At 38.6% G+C, this 22,376-nt stretch carries 20 protein-coding genes and 1 pseudogene; 18 read left to right on the top strand and 3 right to left on the bottom strand.

The features are described 5' to 3' along the window. The first annotated feature begins 9 nt into the window (after positions 1-9). The 5 genes and pseudogenes from BN6556_RS17915 (at position 10) to BN6556_RS17895 (ending at position 5,231) form a co-directional block, all read left to right on the top strand. Positions 10-1,590 carry a BCCT family transporter gene (locus BN6556_RS17915; protein ID WP_066194162.1) on the top strand — a complete coding sequence of 527 codons (1,581 nt, stop codon included), beginning with the start codon at positions 10-12 and terminating at the stop codon, positions 1,588-1,590. 144 nt (positions 1,591-1,734) lie between these two features. Then, a pseudogene (locus BN6556_RS22560) lies at positions 1,735-2,406 on the top strand (DUF443 family protein). A 300-nt stretch (positions 2,407-2,706) separates the two neighbouring features. Next, the gene (locus BN6556_RS17905) at positions 2,707-3,546 is read left to right on the top strand and encodes an SDR family oxidoreductase (protein WP_066194156.1); all 840 of its coding nucleotides are present in this window, start codon (positions 2,707-2,709) and stop codon (positions 3,544-3,546) included. A 93-nt stretch (positions 3,547-3,639) separates the two neighbouring features. Next, positions 3,640-4,500, top strand: coding sequence for a DMT family transporter (locus BN6556_RS17900; protein WP_066194153.1), 861 nt, complete (start codon positions 3,640-3,642; stop codon positions 4,498-4,500). Between the two features lie 56 nt (positions 4,501-4,556). Beyond that, positions 4,557-5,231, top strand: a complete 675-nt coding sequence (locus BN6556_RS17895) for a spermidine synthase (protein WP_066194150.1) — start codon at positions 4,557-4,559, stop codon at positions 5,229-5,231. Between the two features lie 37 nt (positions 5,232-5,268). Here the strand turns inward: BN6556_RS17895 and BN6556_RS17890 are convergent, their stop codons facing one another. Further along, positions 5,269-5,484 carry a YjzC family protein gene (locus BN6556_RS17890; RefSeq protein WP_066194147.1) on the bottom strand — a complete coding sequence of 72 codons (216 nt, stop codon included), beginning with the start codon at positions 5,482-5,484 and terminating at the stop codon, positions 5,269-5,271. 451 nt (positions 5,485-5,935) lie between these two features. Further along, positions 5,936-6,778, bottom strand: coding sequence for a non-homologous end joining protein Ku (ku, locus tag BN6556_RS17885; RefSeq protein WP_066194144.1), 843 nt, complete (start codon positions 6,776-6,778; stop codon positions 5,936-5,938). Between the two features lie 107 nt (positions 6,779-6,885). Here ku and BN6556_RS17880 point away from each other — a divergent pair, with 107 nt between their 5' ends. Continuing rightward, entirely contained in the window at positions 6,886-8,667 is a 1,782-nt protein-coding gene (locus tag BN6556_RS17880) for a DNA ligase D (protein ID WP_066194141.1), read from the top strand. Between the two features lie 137 nt (positions 8,668-8,804). Then, positions 8,805-9,788 (top strand): ketoacyl-ACP synthase III, encoded by a 984-nt coding sequence (locus BN6556_RS17875; protein ID WP_066194138.1) that lies wholly within the window; start codon positions 8,805-8,807, stop codon positions 9,786-9,788. Positions 9,789-9,940: 152 nt separating this feature from the next. Here BN6556_RS17875 and BN6556_RS22185 read toward each other — a convergent pair whose 3' ends face one another. Further along, positions 9,941-10,105 (bottom strand): hypothetical protein, encoded by a 165-nt coding sequence (locus tag BN6556_RS22185; protein ID WP_161485722.1) that lies wholly within the window; start codon positions 10,103-10,105, stop codon positions 9,941-9,943. A gap of 237 nt (positions 10,106-10,342) precedes the next feature. Between BN6556_RS22185 and BN6556_RS17870 the strand changes: the two genes are divergently transcribed. From BN6556_RS17870 to BN6556_RS17820, 11 genes are all read left to right on the top strand, one after another. Next, a complete protein-coding gene (locus tag BN6556_RS17870; protein WP_066194135.1) occupies positions 10,343-10,882 on the top strand; it encodes a hypothetical protein in 540 nt (179 codons plus the stop codon). Positions 10,883-10,939: 57 nt separating this feature from the next. After that, a complete protein-coding gene (locus BN6556_RS17865; RefSeq protein WP_066194132.1) occupies positions 10,940-11,866 on the top strand; it encodes an STM3941 family protein in 927 nt (308 codons plus the stop codon). A gap of 182 nt (positions 11,867-12,048) precedes the next feature. After that, a complete protein-coding gene (locus BN6556_RS17860) occupies positions 12,049-13,245 on the top strand; it encodes a Bcr/CflA family efflux MFS transporter (RefSeq protein WP_066196588.1) in 1,197 nt (398 codons plus the stop codon). Between the two features lie 1,181 nt (positions 13,246-14,426). After that, a complete protein-coding gene (gene mtaB / locus BN6556_RS17855) occupies positions 14,427-15,770 on the top strand; it encodes a tRNA (N(6)-L-threonylcarbamoyladenosine(37)-C(2))-methylthiotransferase MtaB (protein WP_066196585.1) in 1,344 nt (447 codons plus the stop codon). 146 nt (positions 15,771-15,916) lie between these two features. Beyond that, positions 15,917-16,093 (top strand): 30S ribosomal protein S21, encoded by a 177-nt coding sequence (rpsU, locus tag BN6556_RS17850; protein WP_018931586.1) that lies wholly within the window; start codon positions 15,917-15,919, stop codon positions 16,091-16,093. Between the two features lie 14 nt (positions 16,094-16,107). After that, the gene (locus BN6556_RS17845; protein ID WP_066194129.1) at positions 16,108-16,554 is read left to right on the top strand and encodes a GatB/YqeY domain-containing protein; all 447 of its coding nucleotides are present in this window, start codon (positions 16,108-16,110) and stop codon (positions 16,552-16,554) included. 447 nt (positions 16,555-17,001) lie between these two features. After that, positions 17,002-18,309: an NfeD family protein gene (locus BN6556_RS17840; protein ID WP_066196582.1), complete on the top strand. Its 1,308-nt coding sequence runs from the start codon at positions 17,002-17,004 to the stop codon at positions 18,307-18,309. Positions 18,310-18,327: 18 nt separating this feature from the next. Beyond that, complete coding sequence (gene floA, locus BN6556_RS17835) at positions 18,328-19,332, top strand: flotillin-like protein FloA (protein ID WP_066194126.1); 1,005 nt, start codon at positions 18,328-18,330, stop codon at positions 19,330-19,332. Positions 19,333-19,380: 48 nt separating this feature from the next. Further along, a complete protein-coding gene (locus tag BN6556_RS17830) occupies positions 19,381-19,965 on the top strand; it encodes a hypothetical protein (protein WP_066194124.1) in 585 nt (194 codons plus the stop codon). A 573-nt stretch (positions 19,966-20,538) separates the two neighbouring features. Then, the gene (locus BN6556_RS17825) at positions 20,539-21,429 is read left to right on the top strand and encodes a DUF6602 domain-containing protein (RefSeq protein ID WP_066194120.1); all 891 of its coding nucleotides are present in this window, start codon (positions 20,539-20,541) and stop codon (positions 21,427-21,429) included. Then, positions 21,426-22,376, top strand: coding sequence for an RAMP superfamily CRISPR-associated protein (locus BN6556_RS17820; RefSeq protein ID WP_066194113.1), 951 nt, complete (start codon positions 21,426-21,428; stop codon positions 22,374-22,376). Before BN6556_RS17825 ends, BN6556_RS17820 begins: the two co-directional genes overlap by 4 nt.

Raw genomic sequence — 22,376 nt, 5'->3', positions numbered from 1 at the left:
GAGGAATTTATGAACAAACGGTTAATCGATTGGCCAACTTTTATTTTTTCATTAGTTATTTTGCTTAGTGTTGTTATTCCGTTAATTCTATTTCCAGAAGCTGGAGCTGAAGTTATCAGTCAAGCCAACGAATTTGTAACAGGGAATTTTGGTATTCTCTATTTAATATTAGGACTTGGTATATTGACCTTCCTGCTTTATGTTGCTTTCAGTAAAAGCGGTAAAATTAAGCTAGGGGGTAGAGAAACAAAAAAAGAATTCAAAACCTTCTCATGGGCTGCCATGCTTTTCTCAGCCGGGATCGGTTCCAGTATTTTATATTGGGGTTTGATTGAATGGGCTTATTATTACCAAGGTCCTCCATTTGGAATCAACCCAGAATCAGAAGAGGCAATTAATTGGGCAGCAAGTTACGGGATCTTTCATTGGGGACCGATTGCTTGGTCTTTTTATACATTACCAGCATTGCCTATTGGATATTTCTATTATGTCCGTAAAAAGCCTGTGCTAAAAATTAGTGAAGCGACAAGACCCGTTATTGGAAAATACGCCGATGGACCTTTAGGAGTACTTGTCGATGTATTATTCATCTTTGGTCTCCTTGGCGGTGCCGGTACTACTTTAGCACTTGGTACACCAATGATTGCGGAAGGGATTAATCATGTTACCAATATTCCTGTTACGTTAGGCATGCAAGCAGTCATTATGTTAATTTGTACGGCTATCTTTGCGTTTAGCTCTTATTCGGGGATCAATAAAGGAATCAAAGTGCTAAGTGATTTAAATATTTGGCTGGTATTTTTTATCTTAATCTTTGTTTTTATTTTTGGTCCAACCCTATTTATTAGTGAAATGACATTCACAAGCCTTGGTATGATTGCCAATAACTTTTTCAATATGGCTACTTGGTTGGAACCACTTGCGAATATCCCAGGAACAGAAGGAACTGGTTTTCCTGAGACATGGACGATTTTTTATTGGGCATGGTGGGTAGTATACGCCCCGTTCGTAGGATTGTTTGTGGCAAGAATATCTAGAGGACGTACCATTAAAGAAATGATACTGGGAACGTTAGTATACGGTACGCTAGGTAGTGTGTTATTCTTTGGGATTTTAGGAAATTTTGGGCTTTATCTACAATTGTCAGGTTCGTTTGATGTGATTGGCTTTATGGATAATTACGGTGCGCCGGCAGCGATTATTGCGATTTTGGATCAATTACCTATTTCATGGTTGATTATTCCGGTATTCACCGTCTTGGCGATTATTTTCTTAGCAACAACATTTGATTCGGCATCTTATATTTTAGCTTCCGTTGCGCAAAGGCGAATTGTTGCTGGGGAACCAATGCGTTGGCATCGAATCTTTTGGGCATTTGTATTAATGATTCTACCGATGGCTCTGATGTTTATTGGAGGGCTGGAGGCATTACAAACCGCCAGTATTGTCGCAGGATTTCCAGTAATCTTTATCATTGTTTTACTTGCATGGTCATTTATGCGGGCTTCTAGCCATGATTTATACCGCCAGAAGAAGGTGAAATCATCAAGCTCGATAACCCTTGATCAGTCTGAGAAAAAGCATGATTAAAATGATGATGCTAGAAGCTGATTATATAAAAATGTGAAATAGATAGAAAAAGCATACGTCACTTACAGTTTATTGAGACTGTTAAGCGGATGTATGTTTTTTCTTTTTAATCGATATAGCAACAGAAGAAATGGGGAGTAAGGAATGAAATGCACCGTACGGCTCGTGGCGAAAAATGTAAGGTATCGAGTCCTTGCGATAAAAGAAGAGCAATATATCCTGGATATGGGAGGAGGGTCCCTTTGGAAGATGTTATGTCCTTTTCTTTACTGGCTGCTCCCTAACCATGTCTACAAACTCGAAAATCCAGAAATCGTAAAAGAATTAACAGCACCAGCAGTAAAGAATAAAGTGGGATCTTCTCCGTTTTTATGGACGATTGTAGCATCTATTATGGCCAGTACTTTAAGTCCGCTTGCCAATTATTTTGAGATAGGTATTCCGAAATACATGAATGTAATCATTGTCGCCTTTATTATGGCATTCATTATTTTTCTACTGTCTTCTCTAAATCGCATGTTTAGAAAAAAGATGGATCAATTGGTCAACCTACATCGTTTAACGAAAGGTCATATATAGATCATGCCAGTTTCGTTTAAAATTATTCTCCTGGTTACCTTTATGTATCTTTTTGGAGGTGCCTTGGGTGGACTTGGAATTGCTGCTTTTATTCAAAAAGGTAATTGGCTGATTTTATTATTTTCCGTGTGTATTGTATTGGTAGGAACCGTATTACCTAGTATGGCAACCGTCGTGGCAGGAAAGACAAGGGTTCTGTTCCTAGGCGGCAAAAGACAAGCTGTTTATCCAGAATAAGCAGTATATGTGACGGAAAGGGATTTAGTAGAAGATATATATATATGGTTTCCCTTCGCTGGCTAGATTATATCAAAGCATGCAGAATTAACATCATTCATTTGCCAATGTTCCAGCTGAAGACGTTTTTCTTATAGGAAGTGCATTTCGAGTGGGAAATGTATGGTTATATAGATTGTGCAGAACACCTGACTTGCACAGAAGGTATTGTCTCGATAAGATATAGATGGAAGTATTCATTATGGTTTTGAAAAGGGCCCACTTTACTTAATCGATCGAAAATAAGAAGGTGAGTATTAAATGGATACAAAAACGATGTTGATCACAGGCGCTAATTCAGGAATTGGATTCGCAACGGCTAATCATTTAGCTAAACAAGGTCATCTCATCATCATGGTCTGCAGAAATGTGCAAAAGGGAGCAGAGGCGCGCCAGCATATCATGGATACTACAGGTAACCAAAACATTGATTTGTTAGTTGCTGATTTGTCTTCCCAGCATGATATTAGAAAGCTAGCTGCAGAAGTGGAGGAAGGGTATCCTTCATTAGACGTGCTCATCAACAATGCCGGTGGAGTATTTGGGCAATATCAGGTCAATAGTGATGGATTTGAGATGACGTTTGCGGTTAATTATTTGGCACCTTTTTTATTGACACAATTGTTGCTAAATAAATTAAAGGCTTCCGAGCCAGCCAGGATTGTTAATGTAGCCTCCATTGTACAAGACAAACATTTTCAACCAAAAGATGCTGTCCCCCAAACAGTTTCCAACTATTCGGGAATGCAGGCGTATAAAACGGCAAAAACGGCTGTGCTTATGATGACCTATTACATGAGTAAAGCATTAGAAAACAGTGGTGTTACCATAAATGCGTTACATCCAGGCTTTATTTACACACCTCAAGCCACGCGAATGGCACCAAAAATGCTGAGACCGATAATGAAATTGTTTTCAAAATCACCGGAACAAGGTGCGGATACGTCTGTTTATTTGGCTGCCTCTAACGATATAAAAGGTGTTAGCGGTAAATTTTTCAAAGATAATAAGGTAGAACTGACTGCCCCCGTTTCGTATAATGAAGACATTCAAAAAATATTATATACCAAAAGTATGGAGTGGACGGGATTGAACGAATAGGTATGGTTAGTAAAATGGCTGCGATGGATACAGAACCAACCATCTAATTAAATCTAGAAAAGACAGTTTATGGGATAAAGGAGGGGCAATCAGATGTCGATTTGGGCATTAACCCTTGTCGTGATCTCTGCTACTATCCATGCAACATGGAACTTTTTAGCGAAAAGATCATCCGGGGGCACTTCTTTTGTATGGTTATATATGTTAGTAAGTGCAGTGATCTACAGCCCCTTAGTCATCATAGTTATAGTAGTGGTCGATATCAAATTTGGCTGGTTGGAGCTAGGGCTTATTCTGGCTAGTGCTTGCTTACATTTGCTGTATGCTATAACTTTACAAAAGGGTTATCGAATAGGTGATTTTTCATTAGTCTATCCGATCGCTCGTGGAATTGGTCCAATGATCATTGCCATTACGGCATTTTTTCTATTAGACGAAGAGCTGAATTGGCTTGGGAAACTAGGGATTTTTTGCATTGTGTTCAGTGTGTTTATATTCACTGGCGGGTTACGAATTTTACGAGAAAAAACGGTACTGCCAGCGATTTTATACGGTCTGTTGATCGGTTGTATGATTGCGAGTTATTCGCTGTTGGATAAGTATATTGTCAGCGTGACGGTCATTCATCCTATCTTACTAAGCTATGGCAGTATTGTGGGACAGGTGGTTTTACTGATTCCATTTGCTAACAAGCATTGGCAGAAAATCCGTCAAGATTGGAAATACCTTAAGTTGGAAACAATTGGTGTAGGCATTTTAAATCCATTGGCTTACATATTAATACTAATAGCTATGGTGACGACTCCAGTGAGTTATGTTTCGCCGGTAAGAGAATTAAGCATATTTATCGGTGCGGTACTAGGAGTAGTTTTCTTTAAAGAGAATTTTGGAAGAAGAAGGATGATTGCTGCAGCGATCATGGTGATTGGCGTAATCGCTGTTGCTCTTTCTTAAATAAGTGTTTTATCCAATGGTAAAATCATATTGTGGTGATAAAGGATGTGTGTAGAATGTATGATCAAACACCTGATATTATAGAACGTGTGCGGACGCCCAGAGGGGATATACAGTTGCAAAAACGTGACAGTCACTATGAAATCATAAGCAATGGGACGTTTTTAATGGCAACCTATAATGGGGAATCGGAAAGGCTTTTAGTAAGTGCCGCATTAAAAAATACAAAAGCCCCTCGACATGTACTTATTGGTGGCCTTGGAGTTGGATTTTCTTTAGCCGAGGCATTGCGACATAAACAAGTTGCTCGAGTAACCGTGATTGAGATAGAAGAAGCTATTATTCAATGGAACCGTACGCATCTTGCTACCATTTCAAACCATGCTTTAACGGATGCGAGAACGAATTTGATTCAAGCTGATTTGCTGGACTGGATGAATACAGCGACAGATAGATTTGATGTGATTTGCTTAGATATCGATAATGGACCTGACTGGACAGTAACGAACTCCAATGCGGACTTATACCAAGCGAATACCCTTCGCTCATTGGTCGAATTATTATCTGTTAATGGCGTATTAGCTTTTTGGAGCGCTCATTCGTCGAAAGATTTTGTTCATAAACTCAAAAAATATTTCGCAGAAGTACAAGAAATTCCCGTACCTCAAGAAAAGGGAGAACCTGACTATATCTACCTTGCCAAAGCACCTTTTTCGTCCATGCTAACATAAGGTAATGGGGGCAAAAGAAGCCCCCATCCTCGCTGCATTAAGACGTATGCCGACTGTTTTGTGGACTTTGTCGTGATTGTCTGCGTTTGTTTTTCCAAACGCGATCCTTGTTTTTGGTTTCTGGAAATGTATCTCCAGCTTTCATGGAGATTTGAAGCGGATCTTCCACACTACTGCCTGTCTCACCAACTTCCATATAGACTCCATTATTAGGAGCTTTGTCTCCGCTTTTGAATTGGCTGCCTTCACCCATGATAGATACCCCCCTTATCATTTATTATGAGGAATAATGAACGAATTCATGAATGGAAATAATTTAATAAATGTATGTTAAGTATTTAGAATTTTATCCTTTTTATTCAATCGTATGGAAGTGTTGGATGCTGCAGGGCTCTTTCGTATGATGTTTGGGCTATGCGTTCACAATTATTCTAGGATGGTAATAAAAGAACTAGCAACATTTGTGCCAACAAATTACTGATTGAAACAGGAAAAAAGAATTTCATACCCTTTTATCTGATTGTTATGAAATGGGAGATTCGGGTAAGTTGAAGGATTTTTTATATGATCAATGCTTATATGGTATAATTTTTTCGTGAAAAAGATTGTTCAAAAAGCCAGTCACCAAGTGATAAACGAGTCATATCTGAGTTGACAAGCTTTTTCGATAACTTGTATGAATTGGTCTTTTTGAACAATTTTACTTAGGAAGTAGCTTTCTTCTTTTTTGTCGTTGTTTTTTTCTTTGCTTGCTTTGGCTTTGGTTTGTCCTTTTTTACACGATCCAATGATTCCTGCAGTGCGTCCATTAAGTTGACCACATTATCTGGCGCTGGCTTCGTTCCCCTTCCGATTTCCACTTCTTCCTTATTTTTCTTCGCTTCAATCAATTCAAGAAGTGCGGTACGGTAATTATCCTGATATTTTTCTGGGTCAAATTCGGTGGTTAATTGATCAATAAGCAACGTGGCGGTGTCTAATTCTTTTTTGCCTATATCCTCCTGCTCTGGCAGATTAGGTACGTCGGAAATGGCACGAACTTCATCTGGATAATGAATGGTTTCGACGACGATAGCGTCTTTATATACACGGATAATGGCCAGCTGTTCCTTGGAACGAATCATCATTTTGGCAATGCCAATCTTTCCTGAATCTGTTAAGGCTTCTCGCAAAAGGGCATAAGCCTTAGCTCCCCCTTCATTGGGAGATAAATAATAGCTTTTTTCAAAGTAAATGGGATCAATATCTTGTAATTGAACAAAGTCGATGATTTCTACTGCTTTATCTGCTTGCTCCTGTTTAAGCGCCTCTAACTCTTCGTCGTCTAAAATCACAAACTTATTGTTTGCGTATTCGTAGGCTTTTACAATATCATCATTTTTAATTTCTTCTTCACAATGAGGACATGTTTTTTCATATTTGATCGGTGTTTTGCATTTTTTATGCAGCTGTCGGAGTTTAATGTCTTTATTTTCCGTTGCGGCATGCATTTTTACTGGGATATTGACCAGGCCGAAGCTTATGGTTCCTTTCCACATCGTATGCATCAGTACACTTCCTTTTTAGAGCTTATTTTGCTGCTTTATATGTTTTTTTATGCAATAGTAGTAAATCAAACAAAAGGAGGCATTCTATTGAATAGAGGTGATCACACATGGACTGGATGAAACCAATAGAAAGAACCGATATACCAACAGGTGATGAATGGCTGTATGAAGTCAAGTATGATGGTTTTCGCTGTAAATTAATATGGGAAAATGAAAATATTAGGCTGGTAAGCAAGAATGATCGTGATATGTCCAAACAATTTCCGGAGATAATCGATTGGTGTAAGGCTAATCACACTTATGTCAGCAACAAACTGCCGTTGGTAGTAGATGGTGAGCTAGTTATCTTAAACCATACGTATCAAGCTAATTTCGCTCAAATACAAGTTCGAGGTAGGATGCGAAATACGGATCGAATCGTAAAACAGGCAAAACAAAGACCAGCAACATTTATGGTATTTGATTTGTTAGAAATAAATGGAGATGATGTTCGTCAAGATACGTTATCCCTGCGAAAAGAAATGCTTCAGCAGCTATTGCAGCTCATTCCCGATCACACTTTTTTAAGCTATGTGGCGACTTTTACATCTGTGACAGAGGTGCAAAAAGTAGTCTTTGCTTCACAAAGTGAGGGAACGATAGCTAAGAGGAAAAAAAGCATGTATCAAAGAGGGAAGGACCATCATGATTGGTTCAAAATTAAAAACTGGAGAGAAATTCAAGGAATCGTAACAGCGTACAATCCCAGTAATGACTATTTTACCGTGAAGGTACGTGATAACGATCAATTCATCGATATTGGAACATGTAAATATGGCCCTGAAGATTCTATTCGTATGGTGCAAGCATTTTTTAAAGAAAAAGGAGAATTAGAAAACGGGATATACCAATTGCCGCCTGCGATTACTGGCAATATTCATACATTAGATTTATATGGTGGTGAGTTAAGAGAGCCTCATTTTAAGCAAATCGATCCTTCCGTTTCTAACGAGGATTGTACCTTGAATAAGCTACGATTGGACATGGCTCAATTACCTGCATCTATTGACATCACTAATGTGGAAAAGAATCTCTGGCCTAATCACTATACAAAAACAGATTTACTGGTCTATTTGAGAGAAGTTTCCCCTTGGCTGCTACCATTTCTGAGCGATCGGGCACTAACGATCATTCGATGTCCCAATGGGGTGGATCAGGAATCTTTTTTTCAAAAAAACCCGCCTGATTATGCGCCAGATGATTTATCGGCTAATGGTACGGATATGGTATGCCATCATTTAGAGGAGTTGATATGGCTGGCCAATCATGGGGCAATCGAATATCATATCCCATTTCAAAAAGTGGGCAAAGAGAGTCCAGTGGAAATAGCCTTTGATCTGGACCCACCCAGTCGGAATCATTTTCAAATGGCAGTAAAAGCTGCCAACATCATAAAATCATTATTAGATGACTTAGAGCTTGTTTCCTTCGTGAAAACATCAGGGAATAAAGGTTTACAAGTATATATTCCGATAGAAGAAGGTAGTATGACATACGATGAAGCGGGGCTCTTAACGATGTCGATTGCGAAAACAATGGAAGAAGCATATCCCGACAGTTTTACCACCGAAAGAATAAAAAAGAAGCGAAAGAATTGTTTATATATAGATTATGTCCAGCATGGCAAGGATAAAACACTGATTGCGCCGTATTCTCCGCGGATGACCAAGGAAGCCACCGTCTCCACACCATTGTATTGGCACGAAGTGAATGCAGATCTTGATCCGACGTTATTTAGGATTGGCAACGTGCTGGAACGAGTACGAGAAGGAGGCTGTCCCTTTTCAAATTATCACAAGATACGCAAGCAGCAACGAATGGAAAAGATGTTAAGATTTATCAGAGGCTAACTATTCCAATCCTATTTGGCGTGTATTGCAGGTAGGAAACAAAATAATAGCCCCGTATCATTCAAATTAGTAGCTGGTACTAATAACAAGTGATAAAATAGAAAGGAAGTGATTACTTTAATCGAGGAGGTTTTAGCATGAATACATCTAAGGCTCGAATTACCGCAATCGGTTCATACGTACCAGAAAAAAGGTTGACCAATGATGATTTAGAGCAATTAGTGAAAACCAATAATGAATGGATTGTTCAACGTACGGGCATTCAAGAGCGAAGAATTACTGCTGAAGAGGAATTCACCAGTGATATCAGTTTTAAGGCAGCTAGAAACTTGATGGAACGGTATGATCAATCCATGGAAGATGTGGATATGATTATTGTTTGTACCTTAACTCCTGATTTTAAAACGCCAAGTGTGGCTTCCTTAGTACAGGCAAAGCTAGGTATTAAACATGCCGGAGCCATTGACTTAAATGCAGCCTGTGCAGGGTTTACTTATGGATTGCATGTAGCTAATGGGTTAATAACTGCTGGTTTAAACAAGAAAATTTTGGTTGTTGGAGCAGAAACATTATCGAAAGTCACAGATTATAAGGATAGAACCACATGCATTTTATTTGGAGATGGTGCAGGAGCGGCTCTTGTCGAATGGGACGAGGAGCAGCCAAGTTTTCTTGCTTCGTATTTAGGATCAGAAGGAGAAAGCGGAAAGCACTTATATTGTGCGAATTTATCCCATCGTATGTTTGAGGAAACGTTAGCCGATACGGATAAAATTGTACAAAATGGGCGTGAGGTATACAAATGGGCAGTTGCAACGGTGCCAAAAGTCATGCAACAGGTAATGGAGAAAGCCTCTATACCTTTAAACGAAGTGGATTGGTTTGTACCACATAGTGCCAATTTACGAATGATTGAATCGATTTGTGAAAGAAGTGGCTATCCAATCGATCAGACATTACATAGTTTAGTTGATTTTGGCAACACTTCTTCAGCAACCATACCACTGTCGCTAGACAAAGGGGTAATGGAAAAGAAACTCCAATATGGAGACAAGGTATTATTATATGGATTCGGCGGCGGATTAGCGCACGCAGGATTACTGATCCAATGGACACTTTAATATATTCTTTTTGTACGGTCATTCAGACAGAAAATGATCAAGATTAGTTATGATAGTTAAGAAACAGAAAAAACAGCTGCAATCCTGCTATCAAATCAAGGTTTTATAGCTGTTTTTTGAGGCGTTATTATCCTGTAGCACGAGATAGTGTATTAACCTGACCATAACTGCATTTGACGCTTATCATGCATATCAACCATAATATAGCCATTTTCATCATACTCTATTTTATTTGGCTTGCGTCCAAGTCTTTCAAAGAGTTTATCTTGTTCATCCATGATTTGTTGTAGCTGTTCGATTTCTTTTTCCAGATCCATCGCAATCACTCCCTTAATATATTGAAAAACGCTTAGCGTGTACTTCATAATTTATTGTAACACGAAAATTTTTACGTCAAAAAGTCTTCGCGCCATTTTCTAGTATACATGTTAACGCATGTGAAAACTGTGTATCAAATCATTGAGTTGACCAAGCAGCAAGCGTATAATGAGGGAGGAAAAATGATACGTGCTTAAAGTAATGAATGACAAACATTTTACGGGAAGGAGATGACGATGAAACAACGAATGATTCTTGTCATTACCGCATGTTCTTTGCTGCTGCTAGCCTCTTGCAGTGATAAAGAGGAAATAGCTGAAGAATTGATTCAATATAATAATGAAGTCTGGGTACCTATCAATAAAATGAAGGAAACCGAACTGAACGATCTAGAATCAATGCAGCAAGAACTTGAAAGCGCAGGAAAAATAGAGGAGGCCGCTCTCCTTGTCGAGAACGAAATCGTACCAGTTATGGATGAAGTCCTGGATCAATTGGAATCTGCGGACACAGCAAATAAAGAAGTAGATGAATGGAATGATATGCAAATCGAAGCAGAAGAGCTTGCGAAGGATTACATGGAAGAATCGGTTGATTATTATGAAAGTGATGAGTGGTCAGTTGTGGATCATTTTTTTAATACCGAGGAATTAAAAGCGAAATACATAGATGTGGCAGATTATCGAGATGAATTAATCGATACATATGAACTGGAATATGTCAAAGGTCACGAAGGCTTAGGAAATTTTCGCGATCTTAAACGTGCAGAAGAGTGAGGTTATATTTGACGGATGGGACATATTCTGGCCGATAGTTAAAGGGAGAGATAAGCAATGACTCATTTGCAACAAAATCCTTCGATACATAGGGAAAGCACACCAGGCCTTTATTATTATTCCCCCAAGATAAAACTTACGCTTGTAGCCCTTATTTTGCTGGTGTTCGCCGTATGCAGCTTGGGGATAGCTGTATTTGCTTTTATGGAAGGAGATTGGTTGATTGGTGGCATAGGGATAGGTGTGGCTATCCTCCTTGTCTGGATAGCGTATGGCGGTATTAAAAGAGTGTGGAATGGTGAACCCTACCTCCTTTTAACAGAAGATGAATTAATTATTTATACTTCGAAATGTACGATGCCTATAAAATGGGAGGACATACAAGGATTTCGTATGCAAGAGGTGCATCTCAATAAATCGTTTGAAGTCAAACTATATAAGGAAACAGAATATCTTACGCTAATGTCTCAGCGTACACGACATTTAAATAAATTAAATAAAGCGATGAAGGCATCTCCATTTGCGATTATGTGGGGACAGGTGAAACGGAAAGACAGGGAAGAGGTAGTTCGTGAGTTAGATAGCCGTGCCGTGGCGGCGAATTATACCATTCATGATCAAATGAAGGCCGAGCGCAAAGAAGAAAAACGACGTAGAGAAATCAACAGTAAATACATAGGAAAAGCATATGGATTTGGTCTTATTCTCGCCATGTTTACCTACTTTTTGTTTCATTTATCAAATGCTGTCGATTTGGCGTATATCGTCGTGTCTTTTGTTTTATATCCCTTTGCCAAAATGATTTATGATATACTGATAGGGTTTCGATTTAGTGATAAGATGGATTCTTCCATCTATCTGGCGCAATTTCATTACCTGCTTAACTTTATCGTGTATCTTTTTGGTTTGGTCATTGCACCATTTGGTATTCTCTATTTCGTATGCAAAACCATCTACCATTTTATAAAAAAGAGAAGAGAATGAATAAGACAGGAGGCATTCGCCATTTAACCATGTTTACGATAGATTAGTTGGTTGAGCGAGAATATTTGAAAGATTTGACAGATCAATAAGAAAAAAATTAAACTTTATATATATACATAGACCATTTCAAACGATATTGTTGTGAGGAGAAATCATCATTGAATGTAGAAAAAGATGTAACCATACAGCATAATCCGGTAGGAGCAAATCGATGGGGATTAGCTTTACTGCTAGGGTTACTTGCTTTTCTAGGACCATTGAACATTGATATGTATTTACCAAGTTTTCCGGAAATTGCGCTGGATTTAGATACCAGTGCTACGCTTGTACAAGCGAGTTTAACGGCTTGTTTACTAGGTCTTGCGATCGGGCAATTATTTGCTGGTCCGATTAGTGATGCACAGGGGAGAAAGAAGCCATTAGTGATTGCTACGCTTTTATTTTCTTTAGCATCCATTCTATGTGCGATAGCCCCTAATATTGTGGTGTTGATTACGATGCGGTTTTTTCAAGGGTTAACTGCTTCGGCAGGACTTGTACTGTCACGGGCCGTTGTTCGAGATGTGTTCAGCGGACCGGCGCTTACGAAGTTTTTCTCGTTATTGATGGTGATTAATGCGATCGCACCGATGATCGCACCTATGATTGGCGGTTTAATTCTATCATTTGAATCGACCAATTGGAAAAGCATCTTCTTCTTTTTAAGTATAGTCGGATTACTGATCGTTGCCACGGTAGCATGGAAACTAAAAGAAACCCTGCCATTACATAAGCGCATTCCGAGTTCGGCAGGTGCCTCCGTGAAAACCATGGGCAGTTTGCTGAAAGATCGTTCCTTTATCGGTTATGCTTTAGTTGTCGGTTTTGTCCATGGTGGCAGCTTTGCTTACGTTTCTGGAACACCGTTTGTCTATCAAGATATTTATGGGGTATCCCCCCAAGTATTTAGTGTACTATTTGGTATCAATGGATTAGCCATTATTACCGGTAGTTTTATAATCGGACGTTTCAGTGGAATCATCGCTGAAAAGAAGATGCTGCAGACAGCTGTTGTGTCTGCACTTATCGTCACTTCTGCATTACTTGTCACGACGGTTGTAGAAGGACCTTTAGTACTGATTGTGCTATTCATTTTCATCTATATGACAACGATGGGGATGATATTGACAAGCACGTTTACATTGGGAATGGCGAAACAGGATCATCGCGCAGGTAGTGCGAGCGCTGTTTTAGGCATGCTCCCGTTATTACTTGGTTCCATTTGTTCACCACTCGCAGGCATTAATGAGGCCTCAGCGGTGCCGATGGGGACGGTTATATTTACAACGACACTAATCGGTTTTATTTTTTTCTTTACACTTGTCAAAAAAGAAAAGTGAAAAATGAAGGAGGTACTTCGGCTGTGAGGTCACAACGGTTAGCGATTGATCAGGATTTCGTTTGAAGCGGTTATACATTTTCATCAACTTTTGATTTGGTATGGTTCCTTTGCTAAGCTTTTTTATGCCGATGAACCATTATTTTGATGAGCAGCCTTACGTAAATTTTATAGAAAATATACGTACCTATAATCGTAAGAAGCAAAATAAAAATAGTGAAAATCGTCTCCTTATCCAATGGAAATCCACCTCCTTTTTTAATGAAATATTGTCTACAAAATGATTAACAAGTTTATTCATACACTGATTATATCACGTAACTATAAAAACGATTAGATTAGTAATTAATCATCTTATTTGATCTTTGGGAAGGATAAATATACCTTAGAGTATTAAAAATGATTTAGGACTTATTTTGAAGTATTTGACGACCTATATAGTTATTTAATGGAAAATATACTAAATTTTACATGGACGGAGAGGAATACTCCTTATTTGCGATGAATCAAGTGATGGAATGAATTTATAATATGTCAGGAGATAGACATGAAAAAAGAAGTTATTATCTGCATTAAGTCTGCCACTTCTTCTGCCAATGATTATTTGGGTAGTGTGGAAAGCAGAAGTAAAGTCACATGCTAAAAAAGCTTTGAGGTTGCATCTTGCTCTGATTTTTTTCTTTTTGCAGGAATTGCTGCCTATTACATCACAGCAATCATTCATGAGGGAGGAGAGCTGGATAGCTTTCTGTTTTTTGATACTATAATCAGTATAGGCATCGCGGTTTTTTCATGTTTTTCAGTTTGAGTATTAATTAGGGGGAGTTCAAGTTCTTTTGGATACCGATGATAATTAGTAATGCATGTATGAAGATACCGTTAAGGCATCATTATAGTTGTAAGAAATAACGATACTTTAACGAAAGTGGCTGGAAGGAAGTACATAGGCGTTGAAAATAAAATACGAATTAGATACAGTAATGGAAAGAATCCGATAAACTATGTTAAAATGATAGTCTATGTACAGAAAAATTAAATTTTTCATGAATTGACAGAAGAAAAGCAGATGAGGAAAGTCGTCAACCTTTTTTGGGGAAAGATTTCCTGATCTATGCTATGATGAAAGTTAGCGTTTATTTAATGATACAGCAATGAAAGGATGATATATAAATGGCTGAAAAAATGCCAAAAACCGTAAGCTTCCATACGCTGGGATGTAAGGTGAATCATTACGAAACGGAAGGGATCTGGCAAAAATTCAAGAATGCTGGATACGAACGCGTGGACTTCGATCACCATGCTGATGTGTATGTAATTAATACGTGTACCGTAACCAATACAGGCGATAAAAAAAGCAGGCAAGTCATTCGCCGAGCGATTCGTAACAATCCAGACGCCGTGGTTTGTGTAACGGGCTGTTATGCGCAAACTTCTCCTGGTGAAATCATGGAGATCCCAGGTGTTGATGTAGTAGTTGGGACACAGGATCGCGGCAAAATGATTCAGTATATTGAAGAACATCAAACACACCGTCAACCGATCAATGGGGTCGCCAACATCATGAAAAATCGTGTATTTGAGGAAATGGATGTCCCTGAGTTTTCTGATCGAACGCGCGCGTCTCTTAAAATTCAAGAAGGATGTAACAACTTCTGCACCTTCTGTATTATACCATGGTCAAGAGGTTTGCTGCGCTCTCGTGAACCAGAGAATGTGTTGAAACAAGCTCGGAACTTAGTCGAAGCAGGCTATAAAGAAATCGTCCTAACTGGTATACATACGGCTGGTTATGGGGAAGACATGAAGGATTATAACTTTGCCCAATTATTACGTGAGTTAGAAACAGAAGTGCCAGGCTTGAGACGAATTCGGATTTCTTCCATTGAAGCTAGTCAAATTACCAATGAAGTAATTGAGGTGTTAGACGCATCGGAGAAAGTAGTGCCTCACTTGCATATCCCATTACAATCTGGTTCCGATTCGGTATTGGAGCGTATGCGTCGTAAGTATACAAGCGATTTTTATAAAAAAAGGGTCGCTAAAATTCAAAAGGCATTACCGCACTTAGCAATCACGTCGGATGTTATTGTTGGCTTTCCAGGTGAAACGGAACAAGAATTTCAAGAAACGGTCGATTTCATCAAGGAAATTGGTTATTCCGAATTGCATGTCTTCCCATTCTCCAAAAGAACGGGAACACCTGCATCAAGAATGGATAATCAGGTAGATGATAATATCAAACATAAACGAGTACAAGCATTAGTAGAGCAATCAAATCAACAGGCACTTGCTTATGCCAAGCAATATGAAAATGAGGTAGTCGAAGTGATCCCAGAAGAAACGGTCGATGAGGAAAACCCTAATATGTTGGTTGGTTACTCCGATAATTATCTAAAAGTGAAGTTTGAAGGTACCAAGGATATGATTGGGGAGATTGTCCGTGTGAAAATAAATAAAGCAGGGTACCCATATAATGAAGGTACATTTGTTAGAATCATGGATGACACAACTGTTTTTAATGCCTAGTAGTACATCACTTTATGATTCTCTAATTTTCTGATGGATAACGGTTGACCAATAAAAGTGGTTATATTATAATAATATGCAAACATATGTGTACCGTTCATATGTTGTATTAATTTGTTGTATGCTTCGGAGGGAGGGAAATTTGCATGTCTAACACAACTCGCGTACGTAAAAACGAGTCACTAGAAGATGCTCTTCGTCGCTTTAAGCGTAGTGTATCAAAATCTGGTACATTATCAGAATATCGTAAACGTGAATTCTATGAAAAACCTAGTGTACGCCGCAAGAAGAAATCAGAGGCGGCTAGAAAGCGTAAATTCTAAAGAGGGTGTAATCAGTGGCAATCGTTGAACAATTGAACCAGGATATGAAGCAAGCGATGAAGAATAAAGAAAAGTTAAAATTAGGCGTTATTCGAATGGTCAAGGCAGCGATGCAAAATGAAGCCATTAAGTTACAAAAAGACACATTAACGGATGATGAAGAATTAACTGTTTTATCAAGAGAATTAAAACAGAGAAAAGATTCCCTCCACGAGTTTAAAGAAGCTGGGCGCGAGGATCTTGCCGGTAAGCTGGAAGAAGAGATTACCGTGGTTCAATCCTATATGCCAGAACAGCTTTCGGATGAAGCATTAGAAGAGATAGTTGTTCAGACGATTGCAGAAGTGCAAGCCCAATCAAAAAAAGACATGGGGAAAGTAATGAGCAGCTTAATGCCTAAAGTAAAAGGAAAGGCAGAAGGTGCGAGAGTGAATCAATTCGTTCAAAAGAATTTATCATAAACGGAATCAGATATATTCATTCATCAATAAAAGATCCTTGGCTGTGATAGTCAGGGGTCTTTTTGTATTTTGATGTCAAGTCAAAACTTGGTAAAGTGTCTCCCTATATCGAAAATAACGCACAAAGTCAGAGCGAAAATCAATTCTTTAAGTATACTTCTCGTTTTTTCAATTATTCTTAAGCAGGATAAAATCTCCGCACTAAGCTCACCACCTATATTAGGATGCAAAAGTAATAGTAACGAGATAATGACCTTTCTCGTTACCCTGAAATGATGAAATCCTTTTCTACTGGATAAGAGTTGTGGTAGAATCAAGGTATGGAACAATACGCGAATTTTTTGAAACCTCGTGTACATAATATACGTAACAGTAGGAGGGATTATTAGAGCTGAGAAAGGGGGGACATAGTTGAAAAAGAGGATTCTCTATGTATTGTTTACCACGATGGCAACAGTGTTGTTATTTGGATTCTATTGTCAGCAAACAAACGTCTCGGTTTCAGCCGAGGACAATGGGGAAGGAAAGCTTGTTTATGTTATTCCCATTGAAAATGAAGTAGAAAGAGGTTTGGAGGCGTTTATTAAACGTACCACCACCGAGGCAGAGGAAGCGAATGCCGACCATATTATTTTAGAGATCAATACACCTGGCGGACGAGTCGATGCTGCGGAAAATATCGGTGAGATATTACAAGATTTAGAGGTGGAGACTACTTCTTTTATTACGGTAAAAGCCTTGTCTGCTGGTTCTTATATTGCCCTTAATACGGATAATATTTATATGAAGCCTCAAGCAAACATGGGTGCCAGTGGTGTGATTACTGCTGATGGTAATGCTGCGGATAAAAAAGCTCAGTCTGCGTGGATTGCTAGTATGAGAGGTGCCGCTTCTTCTAAAGACAGGGATCCGTTGTACGCAGAGGCAATGGCTAATCAAAGTTTAGACCTCCCAGAATACGGTGCTCCTGAAGGTGAATTTCTAACTCTTGACGCTAATTATGCAGTTGAAGTGGATTATGCGCAAGGTATCGTCAATCACCGTACCGGACTATTAAATGAATTATCTCTAGCGAATGCTGAAATAATAGAAACAGAAACGACGGTTGCAGAAGGACTGGCAAGGTTCTTAACGAATCCGGTTGTGGTACCGATCCTTTTATCCCTCGCAAGTATTGGTTTGATTGTAGAATTGTATTCACCTGGCTTTGGTATACCGGGATCGATAGGGATAGCTTCCCTTGTCTTATACTTTTACGGACATATTGTAGCAGGACTGGCCGGTTATGAAACCATGTTATTATTATTACTTGGCCTTGTATTAATTATTATTGAGATTTTTGCTCCTGGAGGCATTCTTGGCTTCATTGGAGTGGGTGCAATAGTTGCTGCCTTGTACATGTCGACGGATGATGTCGGTAATATGACAATGAGTATTGCTATTGCACTGATCGCAAGTATTGTCGTGGCGGTTATTTTATTTAAAACGATTGGTTTAGAGAAGGGTATATTTCGCCGAGTAATCTTACAGGATTCTACTTCTTCTGATCTAGGCTATGTATCAACCTCCAACCGTATGGAATTAGTAGGAATGGAAGGTGTGACGGTGACTCCGTTGCATGCTTCGGGAGCAGCTGAGTTTGATGACGAACGCCTGGATGTAGTGTCAGAGGGCGGTTTTATTGGGCCGAATGTTCCTGTGAAGATCATAAAAGTAGAAGGGTCGCGTATTGTAGTAAGAGAAATAACACAATAGATTTTAGGAGGATGTTACATGGGTGGAAATGAAAATATCATTATTCCAATTATTATAATTGGTCTTATCGTTATTGCGGTTGCTATTTTATTTACCTTTATTCCAGTGATGCTCTGGATTAGTGCATTAGCAGCAGGGGTAAAGGTAAGCATCTTTACCTTAATCGGGATGCGTTTAAGAAGGGTTGTACCTTCTCGAGTAATTAACCCGTTAATCAAGGCTCATAAAGCAGGCCTTGGTGTTACGACCAATCAGTTAGAGAGTCACTTTTTGGCTGGTGGTAATGTAGACCGGGTAGTCAATGCATTAATTGCCGCACAACGAGCAAATATTGAATTAAGCTTTGAACGATGTGCAGCGATTGACTTGGCTGGCCGTGACGTGTTAGAGGCAGTACAGATGAGTGTTAATCCGAAGGTAATTGAAACACCTTTTATCGCAGGTATCGCAATGGATGGTATTGAGGTAAAGGCATTAGCACGTATTACCGTTCGTGCCAATATTGACCGATTAGTCGGTGGTGCTGGTGAAGAAACGATTATTGCCCGTGTAGGGGAAGGTGTTGTAAGTACGATTGGTAGCTCAGAGGCTCATACGCAAGTGTTAGAAAATCCAGATACGATTTCGAAGACTGTTTTAACCAAAGGCTTAGATTCAGGAACAGCTTTTGAGATTCTTTCCATTGATATTGCCGATGTGGATATCGGTAAAAACATTGGTGCAATGTTACAGACAGACCAAGCGGAAGCAGACAAAAACATTGCCCAAGCAAAAGCGGAAGAACGCCGTGCCATGGCCGTTGCTCAAGAGCAAGAAATGGTTGCCAAGGTACAAGAAATGCGTGCGAAAGTGGTCGAAGCAGAAGCAGAAGTGCCTCAAGCATTGGCAGAAGCCTTACGATCTGGCAATATGGGTGTGATGGACTACATGAATTATCAGAACATCGATGCCGACACAGATATGCGTGATTCCATCGGAAAACTATCCGAATCTGATCGCGACGAGGATGACTATAACAACTAAAGGCTTCCCATTCTATCCGTATAGATAGTCCTTGAAAGGAAGATGTTCATGGGAGACTTATTTACATTTATTGTTCCGATTATTGCACTGATTGTATGGGTGCTCGGTCTGAGTAAGCAAAAAGAGGATCAACAAAAACAGCAGCAGCGACCTAGAACAGGGCAGCAGCAACAGCAACAACAACAACGTCAAACAACACAGCAACAATATCGTACAAGATCAAACCCGGAAGCGGAAACGAGAAATTCTGGTGATGGTCAGCGAATAGGAAGTATAGGCACTGCTGGCGATCTTGGCGAAAAAGGCAAGATTGGTGAAACCGGAGGTATTGGTGAAGAAAATTATGGCGGACAAAAGCGTGAGCAGATGAGCCAGCTGAAAAAAGAATTGCAGAAGGCTCAGCAAAAGCGAAAGCAAACACAACGTGATAAACTCAGTAAATATGAAGAGTTTCAAGATACCCTTCAAGAAAAAGCAAGCACTAGATATAAGCAGCCATATAAGAGTAATGAATCCTTTGATATACGGACCAACCTTAGTCGCAAAGGAGTTGCTCAAGGCATCATCATGTCAGAAGTCTTAGGACCGCCACGGGCATACAGAAAAAGAAAAATGAATCGTCATGCACGTTAAATCAGAAACCGAATGGAGAAAATTCCATTCGGTTTTTTGATTTAATCCTTGGTATTCCAGCTACTTGCCACAATACGTCTTATCGGCAGTACGTATCAAGTTTCGGGTGAATAATAAAGGTCCGTGCGGAATTTACCCGTTTTTTCATGGGTTAGAAATTATCACATTCGCCCCGATTAGATAACTAATTATCGAAAGGATAGCTGTCCCCAGTTTCGATTTAGAAAAAAATAGCGGATTGATTCATAGTATAAAGTAAGCGATTAATAACCAAGTATCTATAAATGTAGTACCATCTCTTATACACTGATTGTAAGACAAAGATACAGAAGGTTTTTCTATTTGATTGTTCATTTAAAGCAAGCGACAAGATTTTATGTTTTTGCAACACTATTGATACAAAATATAATATAGGTTTAAAAGGCTAAAATTAAATATAAAAATTGAGGATTTTTATATATTTATATGATACTATAGTATTATTAAAAGTATAATATACCCTTTATTGAATATTAATAGTAAATATTCAATAGTAATGGTATAACTAAAAATATCAGGAAAGAGGTGGTAGTTATGACTACTGGTAAAACAGAAATAGTGAAGCAGTTAATTCACAACTATATGAGCGAAGAAGTATCTATGGTAAATCAATTGTATTTTGAGCATCCACATGGTACTACGGTAGGAACTTTTAGAGAAGAAATTTGGAGTGATTGGTTCCAAGATATGATTCCGAAGAAATTTGTAGTAGAGCATTCGGTTTTTTTGATAGATTCGAGTGGTCGAATTTCTAATGAAGTAGATTTAGCTATACTGGATGAAATGTATACACCGTATATATTAAAAAAAGGGAAGATAAAATTTATTCCGATTGAAGCAGTTGCAGTAGCTGTGGAATGTAAAAGTAAAGTCCTGAAGTGCGAGCAATTAAATGATTGGTGCGAATCTGTAAAGAATTTAAAAACATCACGAAGAGGAATCGCTCGTATGCAACCACGAATAGTAGGTTACTCAGACCAATCATCTCAATCAACGACTCAAACGGCAACACGTCCGCTTTTAATATTGTGTTATCTAGGAGAGACAGAAAAAAACACAGACAAACTGGACTTTGATTTTATAGTTCATGCAAAGAAAACACAGCAAGAACAACGAATTCAAATCACAGGAAAGAAAGAGGGTGAGTTATTATCAAGTTACTATGATGAGTTAAACCACTCGCGAGAAGGAATGGAAGAAAACAAATCTACTAAAGTAGAATGGGGTTTAGAAGATAACTACTCTATCGACGATTATCGCGTATGGGACAAAACAATAGGTAAGACAGAAGTCTCTTTATTATCATTTAATTTTATGCTAAACCAAATATTAATGCTAATTAACAATCCAATGTTATTCCCTCATAAAGCATATGTAGATATGTTTAATAGAGGAGAAACAGAAGATGGAGGGAGGGAAATTTGATAGAATCTAAAATTGCAAAAGAAATACTTCATTGTGAGGTTATTAGTCCCATGTTGTCGCATGGAAATCTTGATAATGGATTAAAAACAAAACCGGAACTGCGATCTACCGAATTAAAAGCTCTTATGAGGCAAACTTATCGAATGGCAAAAATGACTCAAACAACAACAGACCTATTTCAACATGAATCGATCTACTTTGGAGACGCACAGAGTAAAGCGTCACCAATAAGCATACAAATGTATGAATCTCAACAGAACAGAAATGCTGATATAGTAGATACCTCATCAAAATTATTTTTCTATAAAGAACAAGGACGACGGAATCCAATTGCACATACGATTCAAAAAGATTCGCTATTTGATATTATTTTGAGATATAAGGGTTATCGTATGGAGGAAAAAGCAGATATGTCCATCCGATGGTACATAAATTTGTTAAAACTATCAGCCATACTTGGCGGGATTGGTGGTAGGAGTCGCCGAGGTAGGGGGTGTTTTATTGTTCCAAATATGTCCAACCATTCTGATTTATTAGACTGGATGGTTCAACAGTTAAACAATTTTAACGATAATTGTCCATATAAAGTGGAAAAACCATCTACTATAAAAAATAAACAAGGTCATACCAAGAGAAATCACCCAATTATTGAGGAAATTCGTTTAGGCAAAGAAGTTAGTAAAGTGGAGGATTTTCTTCAAAGAGTAGATAAAGCAGCCCATGAAATCAAACAAGATACTAATAAGTATCATTACAAACGCACAACTGGATTTGCTGAATCAGGAAAGCGTTTTGCTTCTTCTCTTATTGTAAGCATTACCAAAACAAAGGATGAGAAACTGATACCTGTATATACTTTTGTAGAAGCTATTCAAGGTGGCAGGCCAATAACGGAAACTAATCAAGAACGTGATAATTTTGTAAAAAAAGTGGAGAAAGAAGGGTAA

The organism is Gracilibacillus timonensis (assembly GCF_900086715.1).
Classification (GTDB): domain Bacteria; phylum Bacillota; class Bacilli; order Bacillales; family Amphibacillaceae; genus Gracilibacillus; species Gracilibacillus timonensis.
The sequence above is the reverse complement of the archived record's forward strand: the minus strand, read 5'-3'. Positions and strand labels throughout refer to the sequence as shown.

Bases quoted from the DNA above. Each gene is read 5' to 3' on its own strand.
- BN6556_RS17915 (WP_066194162.1), top strand. From the start codon at position 10: ATGAACAAACGGTTAATCGATTGGCCAACTTTTATTTTTTCATTAGTT.
- BN6556_RS17905 (WP_066194156.1), top strand. From the start codon at position 2,707: ATGGATACAAAAACGATGTTGATCACAGGCGCTAATTCAGGAATTGGA.
- BN6556_RS17900 (WP_066194153.1), top strand. From the start codon at position 3,640: ATGTCGATTTGGGCATTAACCCTTGTCGTGATCTCTGCTACTATCCAT.
- BN6556_RS17895 (WP_066194150.1), top strand. From the start codon at position 4,557: ATGTATGATCAAACACCTGATATTATAGAACGTGTGCGGACGCCCAGA.
- BN6556_RS17890 (WP_066194147.1), bottom strand. From the start codon at position 5,484: ATGGGTGAAGGCAGCCAATTCAAAAGCGGAGACAAAGCTCCTAATAAT.
- ku (WP_066194144.1), bottom strand. From the start codon at position 6,778: ATGCATACGATGTGGAAAGGAACCATAAGCTTCGGCCTGGTCAATATC.
- BN6556_RS17880 (WP_066194141.1), top strand. From the start codon at position 6,886: ATGGACTGGATGAAACCAATAGAAAGAACCGATATACCAACAGGTGAT.
- BN6556_RS17875 (WP_066194138.1), top strand. From the start codon at position 8,805: ATGAATACATCTAAGGCTCGAATTACCGCAATCGGTTCATACGTACCA.
- BN6556_RS22185 (WP_161485722.1), bottom strand. From the start codon at position 10,105: ATGGATCTGGAAAAAGAAATCGAACAGCTACAACAAATCATGGATGAA.
- BN6556_RS17870 (WP_066194135.1), top strand. From the start codon at position 10,343: ATGAAACAACGAATGATTCTTGTCATTACCGCATGTTCTTTGCTGCTG.
- BN6556_RS17865 (WP_066194132.1), top strand. From the start codon at position 10,940: ATGACTCATTTGCAACAAAATCCTTCGATACATAGGGAAAGCACACCA.
- mtaB (WP_066196585.1), top strand. From the start codon at position 14,427: ATGCCAAAAACCGTAAGCTTCCATACGCTGGGATGTAAGGTGAATCAT.
- rpsU (WP_018931586.1), top strand. From the start codon at position 15,917: ATGTCTAACACAACTCGCGTACGTAAAAACGAGTCACTAGAAGATGCT.
- BN6556_RS17840 (WP_066196582.1), top strand. From the start codon at position 17,002: ATGGCAACAGTGTTGTTATTTGGATTCTATTGTCAGCAAACAAACGTC.
- floA (WP_066194126.1), top strand. From the start codon at position 18,328: ATGGGTGGAAATGAAAATATCATTATTCCAATTATTATAATTGGTCTT.
- BN6556_RS17830 (WP_066194124.1), top strand. From the start codon at position 19,381: ATGGGAGACTTATTTACATTTATTGTTCCGATTATTGCACTGATTGTA.
- BN6556_RS17825 (WP_066194120.1), top strand. From the start codon at position 20,539: ATGACTACTGGTAAAACAGAAATAGTGAAGCAGTTAATTCACAACTAT.